Raw genomic sequence first — 22,684 nt, 5'->3', positions numbered from 1 at the left:
TTTTAAATATATAAAAAATGTACGGTAAAATTAAAGAGTATCTGCAAAGCGAGCTGCAGACAATCGAAGAAAATGGAATTTTTAAAAAGGAGAGAATTATTACATCTCCTCAAGGTGCTGAAATTAAAATTTCAACAGGAGAAACAGTTTTAAATTTTTGTGCCAATAACTATTTGGGACTTTCGTCTCATCCAGAAGTTGTGCAGGCAGCCAAAGATGCAATGGATACTCATGGTTTCGGAATGTCATCTGTTCGTTTTATCTGTGGGACGCAAGATATTCATAAGACTTTAGAAAAAAAGATTGCTGATTTTTATGGTACAGAAGATACTATTTTATATGCAGCTGCATTCGATGCAAATGGAGGTATTTTCGAGCCTTTACTTGGTGAAAATGATGCAATTATTTCTGACAGCTTGAATCACGCTTCTATTATTGATGGTGTTCGTCTTTGTAAAGCAGCACGTTACCGTTATGAAAATAACAATATGGAAGATTTAGAGCAACAGCTAATTAAAGCTAACGAAGCTGGAGCTCGTTTTAAACTTATTGTGACAGATGGTGTGTTCTCTATGGACGGCTTAGTTGCGCCTTTAGATAAAATTTGTGATTTAGCAGATAAATATGATGCGATGGTTATGGTTGATGAATGCCATGCAGCCGGATTTATTGGTGCAACAGGAAAAGGGACGCTTGAAGCAAAAGGAGTGATGGGAAGAGTCGATATTATCACAGGAACCCTTGGAAAAGCCTTAGGTGGTGCAATGGGCGGATATACAACGGCTAAGAAAGAAATAATTGAATTACTGCGCCAAAGATCGAGACCTTATTTGTTTTCAAATTCTCTAGCGCCGGCAATTGTTGGAGCTTCAATAAAAGTTTTTGAATTATTAGAAAAAGATACAACGCTTCGCGATAAATTAGAATGGAATACTAACTATTTTAAAGAAGGTATGAAAAAAGCGGGTTTTGATATTATCGATGGAGATTCTGCTATTGTTCCAGTAATGTTATACGATGCAAAATTGTCACAAACGATGGCAAATGAACTTTTAAAGCAAGGAATTTATGTTATTGGTTTTTTCTTTCCTGTTGTTCCTAAAGAAAAGGCTAGAATACGCGTACAGCTGTCTGCAGCGCATGAAAAAGAACACTTGGATAAGGCTATAAATGCGTTCACAGTTGTCGGTAAAATGTTAAAAGTTATATAATTACCACTTTGGTCAAATTTTTGTAGGTTTTTTTTAACATTTCATTTTGTATTTAAAAAATTTGGTGTTACTTTTGCTTGTAATTAACTAAATTGTAATTAAAAAAATTAAGTATGAAACATCTTAACAAACTTTTAGTTGCTGTATTGATGGCGATGGGTTTAAGTTCTCACGCACAAGACAGTAACAATCCATGGGCGATCTCTTTCGGGGTTAATGCTGTGGATACAAGGACTAGTTCTGGAGCTGGTAGTGGATTTTTTGATCAACACTTCTCTCAGCCATTCGCAGTAAAAGACAACTGGAATATTCTTCCTTCTCTATCTTACATTGGTGTAAATAGATATGTAGGTAGTGGTTTCTCTGTTGGTTTACAAGGATCTGTAAACAAAATTGATAAATATGTGACATTTGATCCAAGTAATCCTGCACATGACAGTAGAGGAAATGTAGTAACTAATCCTGGTGATTTAATGTACTACGGAATTGATGCTACTATTAAATATAGCTTCCAAGAATTAATCAAATCTAAAGTGATTGATCCTTCGTTATCTGTTGGTGGAGGTTATACTTTCTTCGGCGATAGCAGCTATGGTACAGTTAATCCTGGTGCAGGTATTACTTTCTGGTTTACAGATGCTATTGGTCTTGAGCTTGCTACAAGATACAAATGGGCTGTTAGTGGAGATAGAGAAGATGCTGCTGGTGTTCCAGATGCTCCATCTCACTTCCAACACACTGCCGGTTTAGTTTTCAAATTCGGAGGTAAAGATACTGACGGAGACGGAATCTATGACAAAGACGATGCTTGTCCAGATGTTGCAGGTTTAAAACAATTCAACGGATGTCCTGATACTGACGGTGACGGAATCGTTGATGCTTCTGACGCTTGTCCAGATGTATTTGGTTTAGCTGCATTAAACGGATGTCCTGATACTGACGGAGATGGAATTGCTGATAAAGATGATGCTTGTCCAGATGTTGCTGGTTTAGCTGCTTTAAAGGGTTGTCCTGATACTGACGGAGACGGAATCGCTGATAAAGATGACAAATGTCCTACAGTTGCTGGTCCTAAAGAAAACGGTGGTTGCCCATTCTTAGACGCTGACAAAGATGGTGTTGCTGATAAAGATGATGACTGTCCAACAGTTTATGGTCCTGCTAGTAACAGAGGATGTCCAGAAGTAACTTCTGAGGCATTAGAAGATCTTAAAGTTCAAGCTAGAGCAATCTACTTCAACTCAGGAAAAGCTACTTTCAAAACTGGTGACAAAGAAACTCCAGCTAGATTAGATGCTATTAAAGAAATCCTTAAAAACTATCCAAACGCGAAATTCTCTATTGAAGGACACACAGATAGTACAGGTTCTGCAAAAATCAACCAAAAATTATCTGAAGACAGAGCTGCTGCTGTATTAAACGCTTTAATCCAAAGAGGTGTTAATCCAGAGAACTTAGAGTCTAAAGGATTTGGTTCTAGCCAACCAGTTGCAAGTAACAAAACTGCTGCAGGTAAAGCTCAAAACAGAAGAACAGAAATTAGACACATTGGTTCTAAATACCAAGGTAAAATCTAATTTACTTTCTAAATAAAAAGGAAAAGCCATTCTTAATTGAATGGCTTTTTTTATTTTTATACTATGATAAATACTTCTTTTCTTCAAAAAATAGCTGGTGTTGTAATTCAAGATTACGCACTGAAACTTTCAGAAATAACTATAATTCTTCCAAATAAAAGAGCTAAAGTTTTTTTGATTGATGCTCTTAAAAAAGAAACTGATAAAACTATAATTGCACCTGAAATTACAAGTATTGAAGATTTTGTACAAGATGTCGCTTCAATTCGCTCTATTGATTCAATTGAACTTTTATTTGAATTTTATGAGGTTTATTTATCGGTTACAGAGAAAAAGAATCAGCAGTCATTTGAATTGTTTGCAAATTGGGGGAAAACGCTCCTTCAAGACTTTAATGAAATTGATCGATATCTTTTAGATCCTTCACATGTTTTGTCTTATTTAAAAGATATTGAAGACATAAAAAAATGGGGATTAGAAGTGGATCAAAAAACAAAACTTTTAGAAAATTACATTGATTTCTGGAAGCTTCTTCCTTTGTATTATGATTCGCTTTATAATCATTTGTTGTTTAAATCTATTGGGTACCAGGGACTAGTTTATAGAGAAGCGGTCAATAATTTGAATCATTTTTCAAATACTATCGGTAATCGAATTTTTATTTTCGCAGGATTTAATGCTCTCAATGCTGCTGAAGAAAAAATTGTACAGCATTTATTAGCTTTAGGTCAGGCTAAAATTTATTGGGATGCCGATCAAACTTTTCTCAATGATCCATATCATGATGCGGGACTTTTTTTAAGACGTTTTAAAGAAAGTTGGAAACATTACAAATCAAATATCTTTGAATGGATTGTGGATGATTTTTCGCAATCAAAAAATATCCAGATTATTGGAACTCCTAAAACTATAGGGCAGGCAAAATTAACAGGAAGTATAATTGAAGATTTAATAAACAATGATCCTGCGGCGTCTTTAGACAAAGTAGCCGTTGTGCTAGGTGAGGAAAATTTATTGATTCCAGTTTTATATTCACTACCTTCTTCTGTTGGATTTTTAAACATTACCATGGGATATTCGGGTAAAAATAATCCATCTCAAATTTTAGTTGCCAAGTTGTTTAAAATGCATACTAATGCGCTTTCGCGTAAGGGAGGCAGTTATGTTTTTTATTATAAAGATGTATTGGATGTTTTAACACATCCATTAGTAGAGCCTTATGCAAATGCTCAAATGTTGGTAAAAATTATCAAAGAGAATAATTATACTTTTATTACGCATCATAAAATTTTAGAGCTTCATCCAAGTCCTTCTCATTTTTTTAATTTGTTGTTTGAAAAATGGGAAAATGGTTCTGTTGCAGTTTTAAAGAATATTTCGGCATTGCTAATTGTTATAAAGGAACATTTCAGTAATGATAATGAACAGGAGAAAATTGCAAAAGCATTTGTTTACGGAGTTTTTAAAGTCATAAATAAACTAATAAATTACTATTCCAAACATTATCATATCGATAATATAGATACGCTTCACGCCATTTACAAACAGATTATAGATTTAGCAGAAGTATCTTTTGAAGGTGAGCCTTTAAGAGGTTTGCAGATTATGGGAGTTTTAGAAAGCCGTGTTTTAGATTTTGAAACAGTTATTATAACATCAATGAATGAAGGAAAATTTCCAGCAGGAAAATCTCAGAATTCATTTATTCCGTATGATGTAAAACGAGAATTAGGGCTGCCGACTTTTAAAGAGAAAGATGCGATCTACACCTACCATTTTTATCATTTATTACAAAGAGCTAAGAACATATATCTCATTTATAATACTGAAAATGATGGTTTAGATGCTGGTGAAAGAAGTCGTTTCATTACACAGTTAGAAGTTGAAAAACAGAGAAATCATAATCTTACGTTTGATATCTATAATCCGGTACTTCCTAATACGGCTTACGAACCTATTTCGGTTGCTAAATCGGAATCAGTAATGGAGCGTTTAAAGGAAATAGCAATAACAGGTTTTTCACCGTCGGCATTAACAAGTTACATCCGAAATCCGATTGAGTTTTATTTTCAGAAAGTCTTGAGGATCCGAGAAGTGGAGGAAGTGGAAGAAAATATCGCTTTAAATACTTTAGGAACTATCATTCATGAAACTTTAAAGGCACTTTATGAACCTTTTATTGGTAAATTTATTTCAGAAAATGATATTTTAAACTGCTTTAAATTATTGGATGATGAAGTTCTTAAGCAGTTTAAATTGGTTTATAAAGAAGGAGAAATTAAGAAAGGACGAAATCTGCTGGCTTTTGAGGTCGCCAAACGAAATGTTTCTAATTTTTTAAGAATGGAATTAGAATCTATTAAAAATGATGAAGCGATTCAGATTATTGCCCTAGAGCAGACTTTTGAGCGTGAATTTGTTCATCCGAAACTTCCATTTCCTATTTTGATAAAAGGAAATGTGGATCGTATTGAGAAACGTGACGGGAAAATTAGAATTATCGATTATAAGACAGGAAAAGTTGAGAAGTCGAATGTTGTGCTGAAAACATGGAATGGATTGACACAAGAGCTTAAAAATGATAAAATTATTCAAGTATTAGCATACGCTTTCATGTTTGAGAAAGAAGCTGGAGGGCTTCCGATCGAAGTCGGGATTATTTCTTTTAAAAATCTCAAATCTGGTTTTTTACCTTTCGGGTTTAAAGAAGATAAAGATTTAAAAGCTATTGTGACATCAGAAATACTGAATTCTTATTTAGATGAAATTGCGAATTTGTTAAGTGAGATTTTTGATATAGCTATTCCATTCGAAGAAAAAATTTAAACGGCTTATCAGAAAAATTTGGAACATATTTGAGTTTTATAAAACAACTTTAATTATAAATTTAGTTGTTTCTATTCCTGCAATCCTTTTTGGAAGCGTTAATTATTTTCTGTTTATTCTCGCTACAATTGGGTTTTTATCCAGTATAGGATTTAAGGAATTGTATCGTAAAAGCGAATATTTATTTTATGCTAACAACGGAATTTCAAAAAATAAACTTCTCTTTTATAGTTTTTTAATGAATATTTTCTTCATTGTTCTATTTGGAATTGTAGTAATCTTTATTCAAAAAATATATTGAAAAAACATATTTTAGAAGTTAGCGGTATTCAAAAAAAGTTTAGTGATAAACTTGTACTTTCAGATATTTATTTGAAAATTGGAACAGGTGAAATAGTAGGTCTGCTCGGACATAACGGTTCTGGCAAATCGACTTTATTAAAAATTATCTCTTGTAATTTAACTGCTTCGGATAAAAGTATATTTATTGATGGAGTTTCAAGGAATAATTGTTCAGAGGTGGTCAATGAAATTAGTTATATGTGTCAAGATCAATTTATTCCAAACCATTTGTCCGTATTAAGGACAATTGAATTATCAGTCGCTAAACAAAAATTGAATCTTTTTTATGAAGATGACTTCCTAAAACCTTTTTTAAGACAAAAAATCAAAAACCTATCATTTGGAGAATTGCGATATCTTCAAGTAAAATTAGTCCTTTTTAATTCGTCGAAATTTATCCTTTTAGATGAACCGTTCATCGGATTGTCACCAAAAATGATTGAAATTATAGTTCAGTTAATTAAAGAAAATTCTCGAGAAAAGGAATTCTCATAACCGATCATCAATACGAAAATGTGATGAAAATTTCAACAATATTGTTATTGTTGAAAGGCGGTAAGTTGCATAAAATCAATGAAAAAGCCGAACTAGTAAAAAATGGTTATCTAACACGTCCGGCTGATTTTTAAAAGCTATTAGCTAAATATTTTTTTAAAGAAACCTTTTTTAGTATTTTCTTCTGCATTTGTAGTATTGATGTTTCCGTTTTCAATACGAAATCTTCTAAACTTCATCAATTTTACATTTAGGTCAAAGCGTAATTCGTCAACAGTTTTCATTTGTATAAATTTTTTGCAAATCTATATAAAAACTTTTGGGTAATGCAACAATCTCTATATGTTAATTTTAGAATTGAGTTTTATCAAATGAAATGTTACGATTTTAGTATAATATGTTTTTTCTGTTAATTTTTTTTAAATATTTTATCCGAAAAAAGACGATTAATTATGCTATAAATAAAAGTGGCTCAGGATGTTATATCGGCTGTTTTTTTAACAAGTGTTTAGGCGACAATTGTTAATATTGAAATATCTTTGACGCTTCCAAAACATGACAAATAAAGAATATGATTGATTTACAAACACTAGTAGAAGAGACTGGAGCAGAATCTGGATTGAGTTTTAATATTGATGGAATCTTAAACGAGTCGGTTAATTTAGAATACGACGGGAATATTGCTGCGATGATCGGAATGATCTTGAAAATGTGCCTCGAAATGTCTGAAGACATTAACAACGGAGATCTTAAACAAGTAATGATTAAGAATAATGACGGAATTGTAGTGGCAAGCAAAAATCAAGAAGATAATTGTATCGCGTTGCTTTCTAAAGATTTGAGTAAAATGGGACTATTACTTCGAAAAATGGACTCTATTTTTAATAATTAATTTAAAACCAATATTATACATGTCAGATTTTTTACAAAATTTTCAAAACGATTTAAAAGAGAATGTTAACGGATTTATCGCTGTTTCAGTAACTGAAGTTGAAACAGGGATGTCTTACTGCTCACTTACTGTAAATCCTAATTTTGATCCAGAATTAGCATCTGCTTACAATTTAGAAGTAGTTAAAGCAAAACTAAACGCTATTAAAGCTTTAGGATTAAACCAAAAAATCAATGATATTTTAATTACACTTACAGATCAAATACATATAATTGACGTGTCTGAAGACGGAAGGTATTTTATCTATTTAGCTGTAGACTCAACTAAAGCAAATCTTGGATTAACAAGAGCTACTTTATCTAAATACAAAAAAGATATTACTTCAAAGTTATAATAACATTTTGCCCCCAGAATGATAAAAAGGCTATTCCAACCTCGGTTAGAAATGGCCTTTTTTGATTTTGTAAAGTTCAAATTATTCGAAGAAATCGAACAAAATAGTTTTCAAATCTTCCTTGTTTTCAATATGGCTCATGTGTCCATCTTCAAAAGAAACTAATTCTGCTGTGGTGTCATCAATCTGAGCAAGATTTTCTTCGTAATTTAAAACTGGGTCTTTTTTCCCTAGAATTAATAAAAGAGGAAAACGATTTTCGTGTAAAAGCCATTCTCTATCTTTTCGTATCTTCATTCCTTCAAGAGATGCTACGATTCCTTGTAATGGTGTTTTTAAAGCCTGCTCTTTTACTTTTTCAATTTCGTCAGCCAAGCGGGTTCTATTATTTTCACTAAATAAATTAGCGATTGCTAAACTAACAAAACTTACATAATTCTGTTTTACGGCTTTTATGGCACGGGTTCTATTTAATTTTTTTTCAGCATTATCTTCTTTAGAAGTTGAATTCTGTAAAACTAATTTTTGGATTTTCTGCGGATATAATTCGGCGAAAGCCAAAGCAACATAACCGCCCATAGAATGCCCGACGATTGTAGCTTTTTCAATTTTTAAATATTCTAAAACTTCGTTAACAGCTTGAGCATTTTCTTCCATTTCGTGAACATAGCCTAAAGAATCAGATTCGCCGTGGCCTAATAAATCGATGGTTACAACACGATATTTTTCTGAAAAAAAAGAAGCATATTCTGTCCACATTTTTTTGTTTTCCAGAAAGCCGTGAAGAAAAACTATTGTATTTCCCTTTCCTGAATCATTAAAAGAGATCTTGGTGTTTTTATAAAGAATATTTTCCAAAATAATGTTTTTTAAGTGTAAAGTACAAAGATAAAAAAGGTACAACCATATAAGAAATTATAAGTTCATTTGAGTTAAAAATAATGTTTAATCGGTTTAGTTTTGGATCAACTAAACTTCTTAGTAAATAAAACGGCCTTCATTTATGAAAGCCGTTTATCTTTATTCTATAATCTGTTTTCTGTTCTTCTTTTTTAAGAATTCATTAAAGTTTCGATTTCGTCAACTTCAACAGGAATGTTTCTCATTAAGTTAAAAGGTTCACCTTTTTCCTGAACTACAACATTATCCTCCAGACGAATTCCGAATTTTTCTGCTGGAATATAAATTCCTGGTTCAACCGTAAAGACCATATTTGGTTTCATTGGTTCGTGAAGCAATCCGTAATCGTGCGTGTCCAATCCCATGTGGTGAGAAGTTCCGTGCATGAAATATTTTTTGTAAGCAGGCCATTCTGGATTTTCATTCTGAACATCAGCTTTGTCTAATAAACCTAAACCAAGTAACTCAGAAGTCATAATTTTACCAACTTCGATATGATATTGTTTCCAAAGCGTTCCTGGAGTCAACATTTTTGTAGCTTCGTTCTTAACTCTCAAAACAGCATTGTAAACTGCTTTTTGTCTTTCAGAGAATTTACCAGAAACAGGAATTGTTCTTGTCATATCGCTTGAATAGTTAGCATATTCTGCTGCAACGTCTAACAAAATCAAATCGCCGGTTTTACATTGCTGATTATTTTCGATATAATGTAAAACATTTGCATTATTTCCAGAAGCAATAATTGGCGTGTAAGCAAAACCTTTAGAGCGGTTACGGATAAATTCGTGCGCTAATTCAGCTTCGATTTCATATTCAGTAACATTTGGTTTTACAAATGAAAGCAATCGGCGGAAACCTTTTTCTGTAATATCGCAGGCGTGCTGAATCAAATCGATTTCTTCGCTTTCTTTTACAGAACGAATGCGTTGCAAAATTGGGTTGCTTTTTGCTACATTATGCGCAGGATAACGCTCTTTCCACCATTTTACGAAACGAGCTTCGCGGGTTTCAGTTTCAACTGTTGCGCGGTAATGTTCGTTGGTGTTGATGTACATCGTATCTGCATACGTCATCATTTCGTTCAAAACTTTATGAAAATCCTGTAACCAATAAACCGTTCTAATTCCTGAAACCTGAAAAGCACGTTCTTTAGTCAATTTTTCACCTTCCCAAACGGCAATATGGTCGTTGGTTTCTCTCAAGAAAAGAATTTCTCTCTGACTTTCATAAGGCGCATCTGGAAACAAAAGCAAAACGCTTTCTTCCTGATCAACACCGCTCAGGTAAAAAATATCTCTATGTTGTGCAAACGGTAAAGTACTATCGGCACTAATTGGGTAAATGTCATTAGAGTTGAAAACGGCAACCGAATTAGGTTTCATTTCTGCCGTAAATTTTCTGCGGTTTTTTACAAAAAGAGCGCTGTTTATTTGATGATATTTCATAATTATTTCGTTTTTGAACTTCGAATTTCAAAATTAGTGATTTTTGAAGAAGTGGCACAAGATTGATTTATTAAAGTTTTCTTATTTGTTTTGGTTCTAATTTTTTAGCCACAGATTTGAGGGATTAAAGAATTTTTCTCAATTTATGTCATTGCGACAAAGGAGAGATCACGGTAGTAATTCGACAAAGATTGATATGAGGAAGTTGTTATAAATTTTGTAAGAAAAGAACTGAGTATGTGAGAATATGTCAGTAAGATGATGTTAATTTGTACTTACTAAGTTTAATTTTCTTTTTAGATATAATGACCACAATCAATTTCAAATTAATCACAATAGCCGAAATCAAAACAAAATATCCTTTTTTAACAGAAGATGAAAAGTTCGATTATTTTGAAGAATGGGAAAATAAAGATTTTTTTCTCATTGCAGACGAAGATGTAAATTTTGATGACAATTTTTATTTAGATCTTTATGAAGAGAAAGAGAGAAAATGGCTTGCCAATTTGCTAAACCTCTCAGTTAAAAAGATAGAAGGAATAAGAATAGAAGGCATTTTTATAAATGGAAATTTTTCTATCAGCGGTTCGATTATTAATGCAGAAGGCGATTATGGTCCGTATGTTTTTATTAACGGAAATGTAAAGTGTCAAAGTCTTTTACTTGGCGGCGCTAATGTTGAAATAAAAGGGAAAATTACAGTAAAAGAAGTTGTGATGACTTATTATAATCATGGTAATTTTAATTGTTCGGGTTTAATTGATTCTCCAGTTTTTATTGTTAATGATCATAATACAACATTTGCAGAAAGAAAAAATGATTTGTTCTATTATAATGACAGAGCCGATGATGTAGATCCAAAAAATGAATGTGAATATGATGATGAAACAGGTGATGAAATTATTTCAAACGAAATCCGAAAATTACTTGATAATCCGCTAATTGAAACTTTTGAAGAATTAGAAAGAGAGCTGGCAAAAGGCGAATTGGTTTTAAAACAAAATAATCCACCCGCTAAAACTTATGAATACTGGCGTAATAGTGTTTTAGAAAATTATAGAAATCTAAAACTAGTTCCAAAAGAATTTAAAACCGAAGAACTTTGTAATTTTGCATTGAATAAAACCTTCCACGCTCTGCCATTTATCGATCAGGACTTAATAACATATGAACTCTGCGAAAGATTAGTCAGTAAAGATGGTTTTGCAATTCAGGTTATTCCAGACGAGTTTATCACAAAAGAATTATGTTTTAAAGCTGCTGAAAGCGGTACAATGCTAAGATTAATTCCGTCAGCATATTATTCTGAAGAATTGATTCTATTAGTTTTCAAAAACGGAAAACATGAACCAGATATTAATGATGTTTCTTCTCAATTTATAACAGAAAACCTTCTTGTAGAATATGTGAAAATTGGAAAAGGATTATGGCTTGATAAAGCCTGTAAAGGAAGTGGGATTGATAAATTACAAATTCTAAAAAAAGTAATTGATTCAGGAATTGAATATTTAAATAATATTTTTGGAAATCATTTTAGCCAGGAAACAGTTGATTATGCTGCTTTAGTTTATGATAATGAAGTTTTTAAAGAAACATGGAATAATTATGTTCAAAAGTATAAACAGAAATTTGAACGACTTGAGAAATGAAAGAGCTATTAATTGAAAGTAAAGGAATAAAAACTAGCGAGTATTTTATACCGGCTTTTGAACTTAGAAAAGGAGAACTGCTTCTCATTCATATACATGGAACAGTTTGTTTTTATGAAATGAAAGCAGAGTTAACAGATATTTTTACAGGAAAAACACAACATGAGAATGTAAAGATATTACATGCCTTAACTTTTGCTGAGAATTTTAAAGAATCAAGATTTGAACGTATTTTTAATTCTATAACAGTAAGTAGATACTTAAAAAGAAATACAAATTTGCATGAAGACTCAGTTCCAAAAATCTTTAAAGAAAATGGTATTTCTAAAAATGATAAAGTAAAAAGCCTTGATTATAGTCAAAAAAAGTTACTTTCTTTATATTCAGTTTTTACGAAAACAAAAAATATAGTTTTTGATTTAAGTGGAGAAGGTTCTGTTGGAGCTATAAAAACATTTGATTTTGTTAAAAATGAAATAAAAAATGATGGTGCCGCAATTTTAATTGATTGGGCGGGAAGTGACGTGAAAGATAAATGTTCAAAATTTATTGCTATTGAATGGCTTATTGAGCCGAAAAAGAGGTAATAAAAACATTGAAGGAAATATTATGAACAACAAAGAAAAAATAATTCAAAATTATATCGAAGGATATAATCAATTTGATATTGATAAAATGATTGCTGATTTTGACGAATCGGTTATTTTTGAAAACATTCAAAATGGCGAAATCAACTTGACTTTGACTGGAATAAAAGAATTTACAGTCCAGGCCGAAAAAGGCAAAGAATATTTCTCAGCACGAAAACAAACTATTACATCAATTAAGCAAGATGAGATTACAGCAATAATTGACATTGATTATTATGCTGTTCTAGCAGTAGATTTCCCAAACGGATTAAAAGCTGGTCAAGAATTAAATATGAAAGGAAAATCGATTTTTCAATTCTTGGACGATAAGATTGTAAAACTGATTGATATTAGTTAGAGTTATGAATCTAAAAGTAAACATCAGAAAAGTAGAAAATTACGACTTAGATTTCGTTTACAAAGCAATTTGCGAACTCGAAAACGAAGTTTTAGATTTTAAAATGTTCGAAACACTATTCAATGAAAACATATCTAACCCAAAAAATCTTTATCTAATCGCCGAAAATGAAAATGAATGTTTGGGATTTATTAGTTTCCACACCCAAAATCTTTTGCATCATTGCGGATTGGTTGGTGAAATTCAGGAGTTTTTTATTCATCAAAAATACCGAGGTCAAGGCGTTGGAAGATTACTAATTAGTGAGATTTTAGATTTTGCTACTCAAAATGATCTAAAAAGTATTGAAGTTACAACAAATAAAAAGCGAGTAGAGAATGTGGCAATTTATGAAAATCTTGGTTTTACTTTGAGTCATAATAAGTTTACGATTTATAAACAATAAAAGTTGAGAAAATAAACTATGAATACAAAACAACGTTGCTTGATCGGATTAGTGTTTTTTCTAATCAGTTATTTATTCTTTTCCAAACTTTTGCCAAGTTTTAGCGACTCAGTAGATTTTGCACATTGGTTTAACTTAATTGGAGCTTGTTTTTTGTTGTCATTTAATGATGTATTTCGTAAAAACAAAATAAATTCTGTTGCTTCTGTACTGACAACTTTAGGTGTTATTGCTCATATCGGACTTTGTACAATCGATTTTATAATGTCAAGTTATGGAAATAATGAAATTGCAAAAGAACAGTTAAGCCAGCATATCAGTAATTCACCATTGATTTTTTATCCGTTTGTGGCCGTTGGTCCGTCTTTGCTTTTTCTTGGTTTGGCTTTGCATGCATTTGCTTATATAAAGACCGAAACTCTAAAATCTTTAATGGTAATTGTTGGTTCTGTCGCTGTTGGAATTTCTTTTTTTGCTTTGAAAAATGGGATTTTGATGGTTTTGAGCTGTCTGGTTTTTGTTTTGGGATTGGGACTTTTGCTGTTCGCAAAAGAAGAAAATGAACTGAAAAAGTAGCTTAAAAAAAATATTTTAGTTCGTATTTTTGTCTCACAAAATAAAATGATCCATAAATAAATTGAAAAAACATATAAAATACTTAATTGCACTCTTTCTGACTTTTGTTGTGATTGCGGGTGATGGTACTTTATATTCTCAATCTAAATCGGCAAAATATTACGAGTCTTAATTTGTAGTTTTAAGAAGAGAATTAAATCTTAAAAGCTCTCGTTATATAAGTTCGGACAAATTGCTTCTTGGAATAAAACGAGATTCTCAATTGTTTTAAATTTTCTTAAAACAAAAAATGCCTTTACTTTTCAAATTAAAAAACTGCAAGATCTGCTTCATCAAAAACTAATTTCATTTATAAATCAATCTGTTTTTATGAATGAAATAATCACTTCAAAACACTTCAGTAAAAGTTTATACAGCGCTTAAGAAAATTTATTTCTGAGCATAGAATGATTAAATAATGTCTAATCATTTATCATTTTCAAAATGTATAAACAAAATAAATAAACACGTTTAGAGCGATCTAAGCGACCACTTCTTCATTGGATAAAAAGAAAATTTATAATTATAATTACAGCCTTTATGTTAGGAATGGCAAACGGAATGCATACTGAAGATACTCGAATTAAAGGCAATCAAAAATATACTGAACAGCATAAAAAGGATTGATTGCTTGTTAGTGCTGTGGCCTTTATCAAGGTTTAAAACTTTTACAAAGGTTTTGAAATGCTGAAATTCAAAAATCATTTTTAGCAATATTTTTCGAGTTAAATTTTTTTTAATAGTTTTGAGCAAATTCCTACATCAAAAGTTTAATATGGATCGTAAAACCAGATTTTTTAAAAATGCCGTAATATTACAATTTATACCCCTTCTTTTACTTTGTCTTTTTATTGTTTCCAATTTTAGAGAGCAAAAAATACTGAAAATTAGACAACTTCATCCTTACGAATTTAATTATGGCGAATTGTTGCCTTTAATTTTTTTTGCTGTCTGCTGTATGGTTGCCCTTTTTACTTTGTTTCCAAAAACGCCAGATGCTCCAGAAGATGATGAAGAAATTGTGAAAAGGAAACGTAAACAGAACTTTTGGAAATTTGCCTTCTATTGCAACGTTTTTTTATTGTTCGTTATTGGTATGTTTTCAGTATTGGTTTTTCAAAAAGATGCTTTAATTATTGATCAGCCGATTCATTTTTATGCAATAATTTTTTCTAGATTCCTGCTAGTTATTATAATCAGTTTGGTTGTGGCCTCTTTTTTATTAGCGGCTGGTCTCTATTGGAAAATAAATAAATCATTGGCTACGGTTATCTTGATATTTAGTTTCTTAATCCTAACTGTTTCGACTGTTTTTGAATTGGTTTTTGTTTCAGTATTTATAGAAAATTCAGAAAGACATTTTATTGCTAAAGCACAAAAACAAACTGGAAATCAAGAAGAAGTTTATGAAGATTATGGCGAAAGCGAAGAAGCTGACGGCGAAAGCGAAAACACTGCCACTTTGTTGTATGAATCTTGGATTTCTTTAATTGAGAATTGTGGTGGAACCGATGGTAAAGAACAATTTTTTAATATTAGAAATTTGATCGAAATAGCACAGCAAGAACAAATTTCTTATAAAGATGATTATTATCTCCTCAATTTCATAGATAATTTAAGAAATAAACCTGATGAGATTTATTCTGAATTTGAAACATTTAAACCTGTATTCTACAGCGCTGTATCCGAAAATACCTATCGCAGGGCTCATTTTGATAAAATTGTAGAAGGATTATTATTGGCTCACGAAGATATTGGTGGTGAAAAAGATTTGCTTAGTGAAATGTACAAAGTAATGAAGTCCAATGCAAAAGACGAAGAAGATAACACTGATTTTTTTGAAACCTTTGAATATAATTTTTCTGAAGAAACGGTTAGAAAACTTTATGCTTTAAAAGTTTCCAACGATTTTTATTTATCATCCGATATGAGATGGTTCTATGGCTTTTGGGCCAGAAGAAATAATGAAGGGAATTTGAAAGAGGTAGCCTTGATTTTAAAAGAAATAAAAGAACATTATGAAAATTCTGAAGAATGATAAAATCGTATAAAATAATTTTAATAGTTCAGTTTTTCATACTTGTCGCACTAGGTTTTACCTTTTATAAGGTAGAGTATGACGAATATTTTTCGATAATTACAAAAATCCCATTATTCTTAATTGGCTTTTTTCCTCTTATTTTATTAGGTATCTCTATTCTAGTACAGCGATTAGTATTAACAGTTATTTATTCTGATTCATCAAAAAATCATTCTGAAAAAGAAGATGAAGATAGATTTTGGACCATTTCTTTTTTTACATATGTAATTTTTGGGAGTTTTATGTTTTTAACTTCTCTCATTGCTTTTGCTTTAAGTTTCAGAAGTGCAGCAGAAGAGTATAAAGTTTTTATTTTAAAGCTCTGTATTTTCATAGTTCTTTTAATAGCAGTAAGCTTAATTATTGGTCTTTTTTTAAAGGTAAAAGAAAAGGTTAATGAGGTAAGTAAAATGCTCAGTGCTTTAATGATTTTTCTTTCGCTAATTCTTTTTGGAGGTGCTTTCTTTATTGGGGTTGGAAACATGGCTACTTCGGAACTTTATTTAAATGTAATGTTTGACGCTATAAAAGTAATGCCGTTAGTAGATGAAAGACTGGCCGTAATTGATAGCAGTACTGTAGAAGACACTGAAGTAATTGGATCAGGAATGAAATATGTAGAGGATTATTATGGTTTTAGAGATATGAATACCTCTAATATAAAATCTACTGGATTTTTGAGGAATCGATATGATGAAGAATATAGCGATTCTAGAATAAGTAACGAGATAAAATTTTTTTTCGCAGATTTTTTGTATTTAAGGAAAAACCAGTCTTTAACAGGTTATAGAAATGAAACTAAAATTGGGTTACATGCTGATGAATATGTATATGAAACGAAGTTTCTCGCGGATAAGTTAAGAGAGAATCCTGATGTACTTAGAGATGCATATGAAAGTTACAGACCAATTTTGTTTGCGCTCTTGTCAAGAAGTATATATAACGATTCAAATGTAGATTTACTTATAGAGGTTTTGATTTCGAGCAGAGATGATATTTCGCGTGCTGAAAATGAAAATAAAGGTGAAATTGAAGTACTAGATATGATTTATAAAACAATGACTTCTGATGCTGAAAAAGAGTTTCCAAATGATCATTTTAGTCAAATTAGTCCTTTTGTTTCAAAAAAAACATGGGGTTTGATCAAGAGAAATTCTAAGCAAAATAGAAAAACTGAATATAATACTAAAGCGACAGCAGTTTGGATTTACAGCTTTTGGGCAAGAAGAAATCAGGAAGGAAATATGGATGTCACTTATGCGATATTAAAAGATGTTAAAAAACATTATGAAGTTATTGATTCTCAATGATTTTTATAAAAGACCGCTCTATGGAATAAAAAAAGGGTTCTGTAGTTTTTGACAAAATTTTTAGCGTAATCTTGTCATTTCGACTGAAGGAGAAATCACACTAGAAATTCCGCATGTAAAATCGCCAATCTTTTTAGAGCTACTAGCGTGTCCTTCGACTTCGCTCAGGATGACAAACTGTATGGTATAAAAACAAAAAACCGAAGCAAATCGCTTCGGTTTTTTTTATTGGAATCTGGTCCCGAAGCCTCGGGATAAAAAATTTAGAATTTCTTAATCAACCCATTTATAATATCTCGCCCCAATCAAAACTGGAATCTCTTTTTCGATTCGATCTAAAACCCATTCGTTTTTTGGAGTTCTTACACTTTGTTTTTGTTCTTTTTTATGAAGACTTTCATAAGTATTGAAATCAATTTCTACGCTTTCAGCTAAATTTTCAAAAAGCTTTACATTGTCCAAAGCCGATTTCCATTCTGGCTGAATTGTTCCTTCAAAAACTTTCGATTTCGATCCGCTTCCGTAAGCCAGGAAACCGAATTTAGTTCCGGCAACTTCTTTATTTGTATTATAAAAATGAGCTAAAGTAGATAACAGTCCCATGAAAATAGAACCAGTATAAAGATTTCCGATTAAAGAAGAAGCCAATTCTGCAGGTTGTAATTTCTCAGTTACAAAACTTTTGTAATCGTCAGATTTTGCTACTTCCTTAATTTTAACTTGATAATCTGCAGGTGCGATATCATCGGCTATGATTTTTTCAGCACTATCTAAAGCATAGATTTCAGATAACATTCTTCTTCCTTGGAAAGAATATGGCAAGTGCATCACAATACTGTGCCAAGTGTTGTATAAAGTTTCGGTCGTGTTTTTTAATTTTTTAAATGAAAAGTAAGCATTACGAGTACGATCCATATAACATTGGTTTGAATATTGACCGTCAAAAACGGGCTGGTCTTTGTGGATTTCGATTTCGGCTTCTAAATTGTCAAACCAAGAATCATTGTTAGTGTTTTGAGTAATTTCTTCTTTAGAAATAGTTCTGTAAGGTTTAAAGAAGTCAAAAACACCTTTTGTGCTCGTCGCCCAATTATCATCAAAAGCAATAATTTTTGGATTTGCAGTAATCAGCATTGCAACTGCACCGGCTCCTTGAGTATATTCTCCGCCTGAATTCAAATCGTATTTGGCAAAATCAGTTGTAACTACAATTGCTTTTTTCGTCGGGTTTAACTTTACAAAGTCCAGACAGTTTTGTAATGCGTCTACACCGCCAATGCAGGCAAAAGTAAAATCGACAACATCGCATTCTGCTAATGAATCTTCACCAAATTTTTGCTCCATTAAATTAATCAAATAAGAAGCGATTGGTTTTGAACTGTCAATACCGCTTTCGGTACCAACATAGATTCTGCTTATTTCGTTTAGATTGATTTTATTATCAGTAATAAGTCTGGTTAAAGCGTTTGCTCCAAAAACAACCGTGTCCTGATGAACGTCTGGGAAAGTCATTTTTAGTAATCCGAGACCTTTTTCTAATTTTTCTGGTTCAATATTTCTGGCAGCCGCCAAAGTTTTTATGGGTAAATGTATGTTTGCTACATCAAAAGAAATAGCATCAATTCCTGTTTTCATTCTTATTTTTTTGAGCCGCTAAAGGTAAAACTATGTTGCGGAATGACAATTTTTTACTCAGACAAAATTTATGCGCAGTGAAACTTTTAAAGAAAACAAATCAAAACTTTGAATAAAATAGCAATATGATAATTTTTGATAATCTACTTAGAATTGATTTCTCTCCATTTTACTTAGAAAACAGTGGTTTGAGAATTGCTATAGTGAATTATTTTTTAGCAGTATATTTTTTGTACGTAAAAATACGTAGAACTAGGCTATTTTAAAATCATTATAAATAACAACGAAATGGTTGTAGTTCTTTTGTAATTGAGTTATTTTTGTCTAATTTTTTAAAACAAACTACTTAAACACTTATGGCACAATCTGCACAGTTGAATGCTTCCATCTTAAAGAAAGTAGCTATGGCTCTTTCGGGAATATTCTTAATCACGTTTTTAGCGCTGCATGTTTCCTTAAATTTTATTTCTATTATTAGTGAAGACGTTTTCAATGAAGCTTCTCACTTTATGGGATACAATCCGCTGATACAATATGTAATGCAGCCAGTTTTGGCATTCGGGGTAATTTTCCATTTCGTAATGGGATTTGTTCTTACAGCTCAAAACAGCGCAGCAAGACCAATTGCGTATGCAAAATACAACGGAGCGGCAAATGCTTCTTGGAGTTCTAGAAATATGATTATTTCTGGATTGGTTATCTTGGCATTCTTAGGATTGCATTTTTATGATTTTTGGTTTCCTGAAGTTAACTATAAGTATATAGCAGGAGAAGTACCAAATGCTACAAGGTATTATGGAGAGTTAGTTCATAAATTTCACGATCCAATCCGTACAGGATTATACTGCGTGTCTTTTGTCCTTTTAGGATTCCACTTATGGCACGGGTTCGCATCTTCTCTTCAATCAATGGGGATGCACAACAAATATTCAAGATTTTTAGCAAAAGTAGGTTACTGGTTCGCAGTTGTGGTTCCAGCACTTTTCGTAATTATCGCATTATTTCATCATTTCAATAATTAATATCAATTATAATGGCATTAGATTCAAAAATTCCAAATGGTCCTATAGCGGACAAATGGACAAATTATAAAGATCATATTAATTTAGTAAACCCTGCTAACAAACGTAATTTAGATATTATTGTAGTTGGTACAGGTTTGGCTGGAGGTTCTGCTGCGGCTACTCTAGCTGAGTTAGGATATAACGTAAAAGCATTTTGTTTCCAAGATTCACCACGTCGTGCGCACTCTATTGCTGCACAAGGGGGTATCAATGCGGCAAAAAATTATAAAGGTGACGGTGACTCAGTTTACAGATTGTTCTACGATACTGTAAAAGGAGGTGACTACCGTGCACGTGAGGCAAACGTTCACCGTTTGGCTGAAGTTTCTGCAAATATTATTGACCAATGTGTGGCTCAAGGGGTACCATTGGCTCGTGAATATGGCGGACTTTTAGATAACCGTTCATTTGGAGGAACTTTGGTTTCTCGTACATTTTATGCGCAAGGACAAACTGGACAGCAATTATTGTTAGGGGCTTATTCTGCAATGAACCGTCAGATTGGTCGTGGAAAAATTAAAATGTACAACCGTCACGAAATGCTGGATTTAGTAATCGTTGACGGAAAAGCGAGAGGTATTATCGCTCGTAACTTAATCACTGGAGAAATAGAAAGACATTCTGCTCACGCGGTAGTAATTGGTTCTGGAGGATACGGAAACGTATTTTTCCTTTCAACAAATGCTATGGGAAGTAACGCAACAGCAGCTTGGAAAATTCATAAAAAAGGAGCGTTTTTCGCAAATCCTTGTTACACACAAATTCACCCAACATGTATCCCAGTTTCTGGAGATCACCAGTCAAAACTGACTTTGATGTCTGAGTCTTTACGTAATGACGGTCGTATTTGGGTTCCTGCAAAATTAGAAGATGCTCAGGCAATTCGTGAAGGAAGAAAAAAAGCAACTGATTTATCTGAAGAAGAAAGAGATTATTTCTTAGAAAGAAGATATCCTGCTTTTGGTAACTTAGTACCTCGTGACGTTGCGTCTCGTGCAGCTAAAGAAAGATGTGATGCTGGTTTTGGAGTTAACAAAACTGGAGAAGCAGTTTACTTAGATTTCGCTGCAGCGATCAAACGTTACGGAACTGAAGAAGCTTACGTAAAAGGTTTAGATGCTAATGATGCCACTTTGGTTACGAAATTAGGAACTGCAATTGTGAAAAGTAAATATGGAAACTTGTTCCAAATGTACTTGAAAATTGTAGACGAAGATCCTTATGTAACACCAATGATGATTTACCCAGCGGTACACTACACAATGGGTGGAACTTGGGTTGATTATAACTTAATGACTACAATTCCTGGATGTTTCTCAATTGGAGAGTCTAACTTCTCTGACCACGGAGCAAACAGACTTGGAGCTTCTGCTTTGATGCAGGGATTAGCTGATGGATATTTCGTATTACCATATACTATTGGAGATTATTTAGCTCCAGATATTAAAATGGGTCCAATTTCTACAGACTTACCAGAATTCGTTGAAGCTGAAAAAAATGTAAAAGATCAAATCGACAGATTTATCAACAATAACGGAAAACATTCTGTAGATTATTTCCATAAAAAATTGGGGAAAATCATGTGGGATAAAGTAGGTATGGCTCGTAACGCTAAAGGTTTAACTGAGGCTATCGAAGAAATTGCTGCTTTACGTGAAGAGTTTTATAGAGATGTAAAAGTTCCTGGAAGCGCTAACGAATTTAATCAGGAATTAGAAAAAGCGACTCGTGTTGCCGATTTCCTAGAATTAGGAGAATTGTTCGCGAAAGATGCTTTACACCGTAACGAATCTTGTGGTGGTCACTTCCGTGAGGAATATCAAACAGAAGAAGGAGAAGCACTTCGTGATGATGAAAACTTTGCATACGTTGCAGCTTGGGAATACAAAGGAAAACCAAGTGACGCCGTATTACACAAAGAACCTCTTAATTACGAAAACATTAAATTAGTTCAAAGAAGCTATAAATAGTATTTGAAAAAAGTCTTGATACTTATTTCTTAATACTTAATACTTATACAAAATGAAACTTACATTAAAAATATGGCGTCAAAAAAACGCCCAAGATAAAGGGGGAATCGTTGAATACCCAATCGACGGAATCGAACCAGATATGTCTTTCCTTGAAATGCTTGATGTTCTTAACGAACAATTGATCAATAGAGGAGAAGAGCCAGTAGCATTTGATCACGATTGTCGTGAGGGAATCTGCGGAATGTGTTCATTATTCATTAATGGAGAAGCGCACGGACCAGACAGAGGTGTTACAACTTGTCAATTACACATGCGTATGTTTAAAGATGGTGATACAAATTTTTATCGAGCCATTTAGAGCAAAAGCTTTCCCAGTAATTAAAGATTTAGTTGTAGACAGAAGTTCTTTTGACAGAATTCAACACGCAGGAGGATTTATCTCTGTAAATACTTCAGGAAATACAATAGATGCGAATACAATTCCAATTAACAAACACGATGCAGATAAATCTTTTGATGCTGCAGCTTGTATTGGTTGTGGAGCATGTGTTGCAACTTGTAAAAACTCATCGGCAATGTTATTCGTTGCTGCAAAGGTTTCTCAATATGCATTATTGCCACAAGGTAAAGTTGAAGCAGTTGATCGTGTTTTAAACATGGTTCACCAAATGGATCACGAAGGTTTTGGTAACTGTACAAATACAGGAGCTTGTGAAATCGAATGTCCAAAAGGAATTTCTCTTGAAAATATTGCACGTATGAACCGTGAATATTTAGCAGCAAGCTTGAAAGGATAATAAAAATCCAATTACTATATAAAAAAACGCATTCATTTTTGAATGCG

Annotated in this window: 19 protein-coding genes and 1 pseudogene; 16 read left to right on the top strand and 4 right to left on the bottom strand. The window is 32.4% G+C overall.

Features of this window, described 5'->3' with window-relative positions; translation table 11 throughout:
- The first annotated feature begins 17 nt into the window (after window positions 1-17).
- The 4 genes from kbl (at window position 18) to QE431_RS20510 (ending at window position 6,451) form a co-directional block, all read left to right on the top strand.
- Complete coding sequence (gene kbl, locus QE431_RS20525; RefSeq protein ID WP_307299786.1) at window positions 18-1,211, top strand: glycine C-acetyltransferase; 1,194 nt, start codon at window positions 18-20, stop codon at window positions 1,209-1,211.
- A 113-nt stretch (window positions 1,212-1,324) separates the two neighbouring features.
- Window positions 1,325-2,788: an OmpA family protein gene (locus QE431_RS20520; protein WP_307299783.1), complete on the top strand. Its 1,464-nt coding sequence runs from the start codon at window positions 1,325-1,327 to the stop codon at window positions 2,786-2,788.
- Window positions 2,789-2,851: 63 nt separating this feature from the next.
- Window positions 2,852-5,614 carry a PD-(D/E)XK nuclease family protein gene (locus tag QE431_RS20515; RefSeq protein WP_307299781.1) on the top strand — a complete coding sequence of 921 codons (2,763 nt, stop codon included), beginning with the start codon at window positions 2,852-2,854 and terminating at the stop codon, window positions 5,612-5,614.
- A gap of 297 nt (window positions 5,615-5,911) precedes the next feature.
- Window positions 5,912-6,451: an ATP-binding cassette domain-containing protein gene (locus QE431_RS20510; RefSeq protein ID WP_307299778.1), complete on the top strand. Its 540-nt coding sequence runs from the start codon at window positions 5,912-5,914 to the stop codon at window positions 6,449-6,451.
- A gap of 140 nt (window positions 6,452-6,591) precedes the next feature.
- Here QE431_RS20510 and QE431_RS20505 read toward each other — a convergent pair whose 3' ends face one another.
- Complete coding sequence (locus QE431_RS20505; protein ID WP_157848493.1) at window positions 6,592-6,735, bottom strand: hypothetical protein; 144 nt, start codon at window positions 6,733-6,735, stop codon at window positions 6,592-6,594.
- A gap of 287 nt (window positions 6,736-7,022) precedes the next feature.
- Here QE431_RS20505 and QE431_RS20500 point away from each other — a divergent pair, with 287 nt between their 5' ends.
- Together QE431_RS20500 and QE431_RS20495 are read left to right on the top strand one after the other, a co-directional pair.
- Entirely contained in the window at window positions 7,023-7,343 is a 321-nt protein-coding gene (locus tag QE431_RS20500; RefSeq protein ID WP_307299776.1) for a hypothetical protein, read from the top strand.
- Window positions 7,344-7,362: 19 nt separating this feature from the next.
- A complete protein-coding gene (locus tag QE431_RS20495; RefSeq protein WP_057115195.1) occupies window positions 7,363-7,737 on the top strand; it encodes a hypothetical protein in 375 nt (124 codons plus the stop codon).
- 81 nt (window positions 7,738-7,818) lie between these two features.
- Here the strand turns inward: QE431_RS20495 and QE431_RS20490 are convergent, their stop codons facing one another.
- Both QE431_RS20490 and QE431_RS20485 read right to left on the bottom strand, forming a co-directional pair.
- Window positions 7,819-8,595 carry an alpha/beta fold hydrolase gene (locus QE431_RS20490; RefSeq protein WP_307299775.1) on the bottom strand — a complete coding sequence of 259 codons (777 nt, stop codon included), beginning with the start codon at window positions 8,593-8,595 and terminating at the stop codon, window positions 7,819-7,821.
- 194 nt (window positions 8,596-8,789) lie between these two features.
- The gene (locus QE431_RS20485) at window positions 8,790-10,082 is read right to left on the bottom strand and encodes an aminopeptidase P family protein (RefSeq protein ID WP_307299774.1); all 1,293 of its coding nucleotides are present in this window, start codon (window positions 10,080-10,082) and stop codon (window positions 8,790-8,792) included.
- A 305-nt stretch (window positions 10,083-10,387) separates the two neighbouring features.
- Here QE431_RS20485 and QE431_RS20480 point away from each other — a divergent pair, with 305 nt between their 5' ends.
- The 7 genes from QE431_RS20480 to QE431_RS20450 all read left to right on the top strand — a co-directional run bounded on the left by QE431_RS20480 (window position 10,388) and on the right by QE431_RS20450 (window position 17,168).
- Window positions 10,388-11,731, top strand: a complete 1,344-nt coding sequence (locus tag QE431_RS20480; RefSeq protein WP_307299773.1) for a polymer-forming cytoskeletal protein — start codon at window positions 10,388-10,390, stop codon at window positions 11,729-11,731.
- Window positions 11,728-12,318, top strand: a complete 591-nt coding sequence (locus tag QE431_RS20475; RefSeq protein WP_307299771.1) for a hypothetical protein — start codon at window positions 11,728-11,730, stop codon at window positions 12,316-12,318. The genes QE431_RS20480 and QE431_RS20475 overlap by 4 nt, the downstream gene beginning before the upstream one ends.
- Entirely contained in the window at window positions 12,287-12,718 is a 432-nt protein-coding gene (locus tag QE431_RS20470; protein WP_241774310.1) for a nuclear transport factor 2 family protein, read from the top strand. Before QE431_RS20475 ends, QE431_RS20470 begins: the two co-directional genes overlap by 32 nt.
- Before the next feature lie 4 nt (window positions 12,719-12,722).
- Entirely contained in the window at window positions 12,723-13,163 is a 441-nt protein-coding gene (locus QE431_RS20465; RefSeq protein WP_057115191.1) for a GNAT family N-acetyltransferase, read from the top strand.
- A gap of 18 nt (window positions 13,164-13,181) precedes the next feature.
- On the top strand, window positions 13,182-13,739 hold the full coding sequence (locus QE431_RS20460; protein ID WP_307299769.1) for a hypothetical protein: 558 nt from the start codon (window positions 13,182-13,184) through the stop codon (window positions 13,737-13,739).
- An 814-nt stretch (window positions 13,740-14,553) separates the two neighbouring features.
- Window positions 14,554-15,816, top strand: coding sequence for a hypothetical protein (locus tag QE431_RS20455; protein ID WP_307299768.1), 1,263 nt, complete (start codon window positions 14,554-14,556; stop codon window positions 15,814-15,816).
- Window positions 15,813-17,168, top strand: a complete 1,356-nt coding sequence (locus tag QE431_RS20450; protein WP_307299766.1) for a hypothetical protein — start codon at window positions 15,813-15,815, stop codon at window positions 17,166-17,168. The genes QE431_RS20455 and QE431_RS20450 overlap by 4 nt, the downstream gene beginning before the upstream one ends.
- 273 nt (window positions 17,169-17,441) lie before the next feature.
- Here QE431_RS20450 and QE431_RS20445 read toward each other — a convergent pair whose 3' ends face one another.
- On the bottom strand, window positions 17,442-18,803 hold the full coding sequence (locus QE431_RS20445; RefSeq protein WP_307299765.1) for a hydroxymethylglutaryl-CoA synthase family protein: 1,362 nt from the start codon (window positions 18,801-18,803) through the stop codon (window positions 17,442-17,444).
- Between the two features lie 356 nt (window positions 18,804-19,159).
- On the opposite strand from QE431_RS20445, the gene QE431_RS20440 reads away from it, so the two are divergent.
- From QE431_RS20440 to QE431_RS20430, 3 genes and pseudogenes are all read left to right on the top strand, one after another.
- Window positions 19,160-19,825 carry a succinate dehydrogenase cytochrome b subunit gene (locus QE431_RS20440; RefSeq protein WP_057115185.1) on the top strand — a complete coding sequence of 222 codons (666 nt, stop codon included), beginning with the start codon at window positions 19,160-19,162 and terminating at the stop codon, window positions 19,823-19,825.
- A gap of 11 nt (window positions 19,826-19,836) precedes the next feature.
- A complete protein-coding gene (locus QE431_RS20435) occupies window positions 19,837-21,837 on the top strand; it encodes a fumarate reductase/succinate dehydrogenase flavoprotein subunit (protein WP_307299764.1) in 2,001 nt (666 codons plus the stop codon).
- Between the two features lie 52 nt (window positions 21,838-21,889).
- Window positions 21,890-22,637: pseudogene (locus QE431_RS20430) on the top strand (succinate dehydrogenase/fumarate reductase iron-sulfur subunit).
- Window positions 22,638-22,684: the final 47 nt, after the last annotated feature.

Source organism: Flavobacterium sp. SORGH_AS_0622, from assembly GCF_030818825.1.
In the GTDB taxonomy this organism is placed as follows: domain Bacteria; phylum Bacteroidota; class Bacteroidia; order Flavobacteriales; family Flavobacteriaceae; genus Flavobacterium.
Note: the sequence above shows the minus strand (reverse complement) of the source record. Positions and strands in the feature narration are given on the sequence as shown.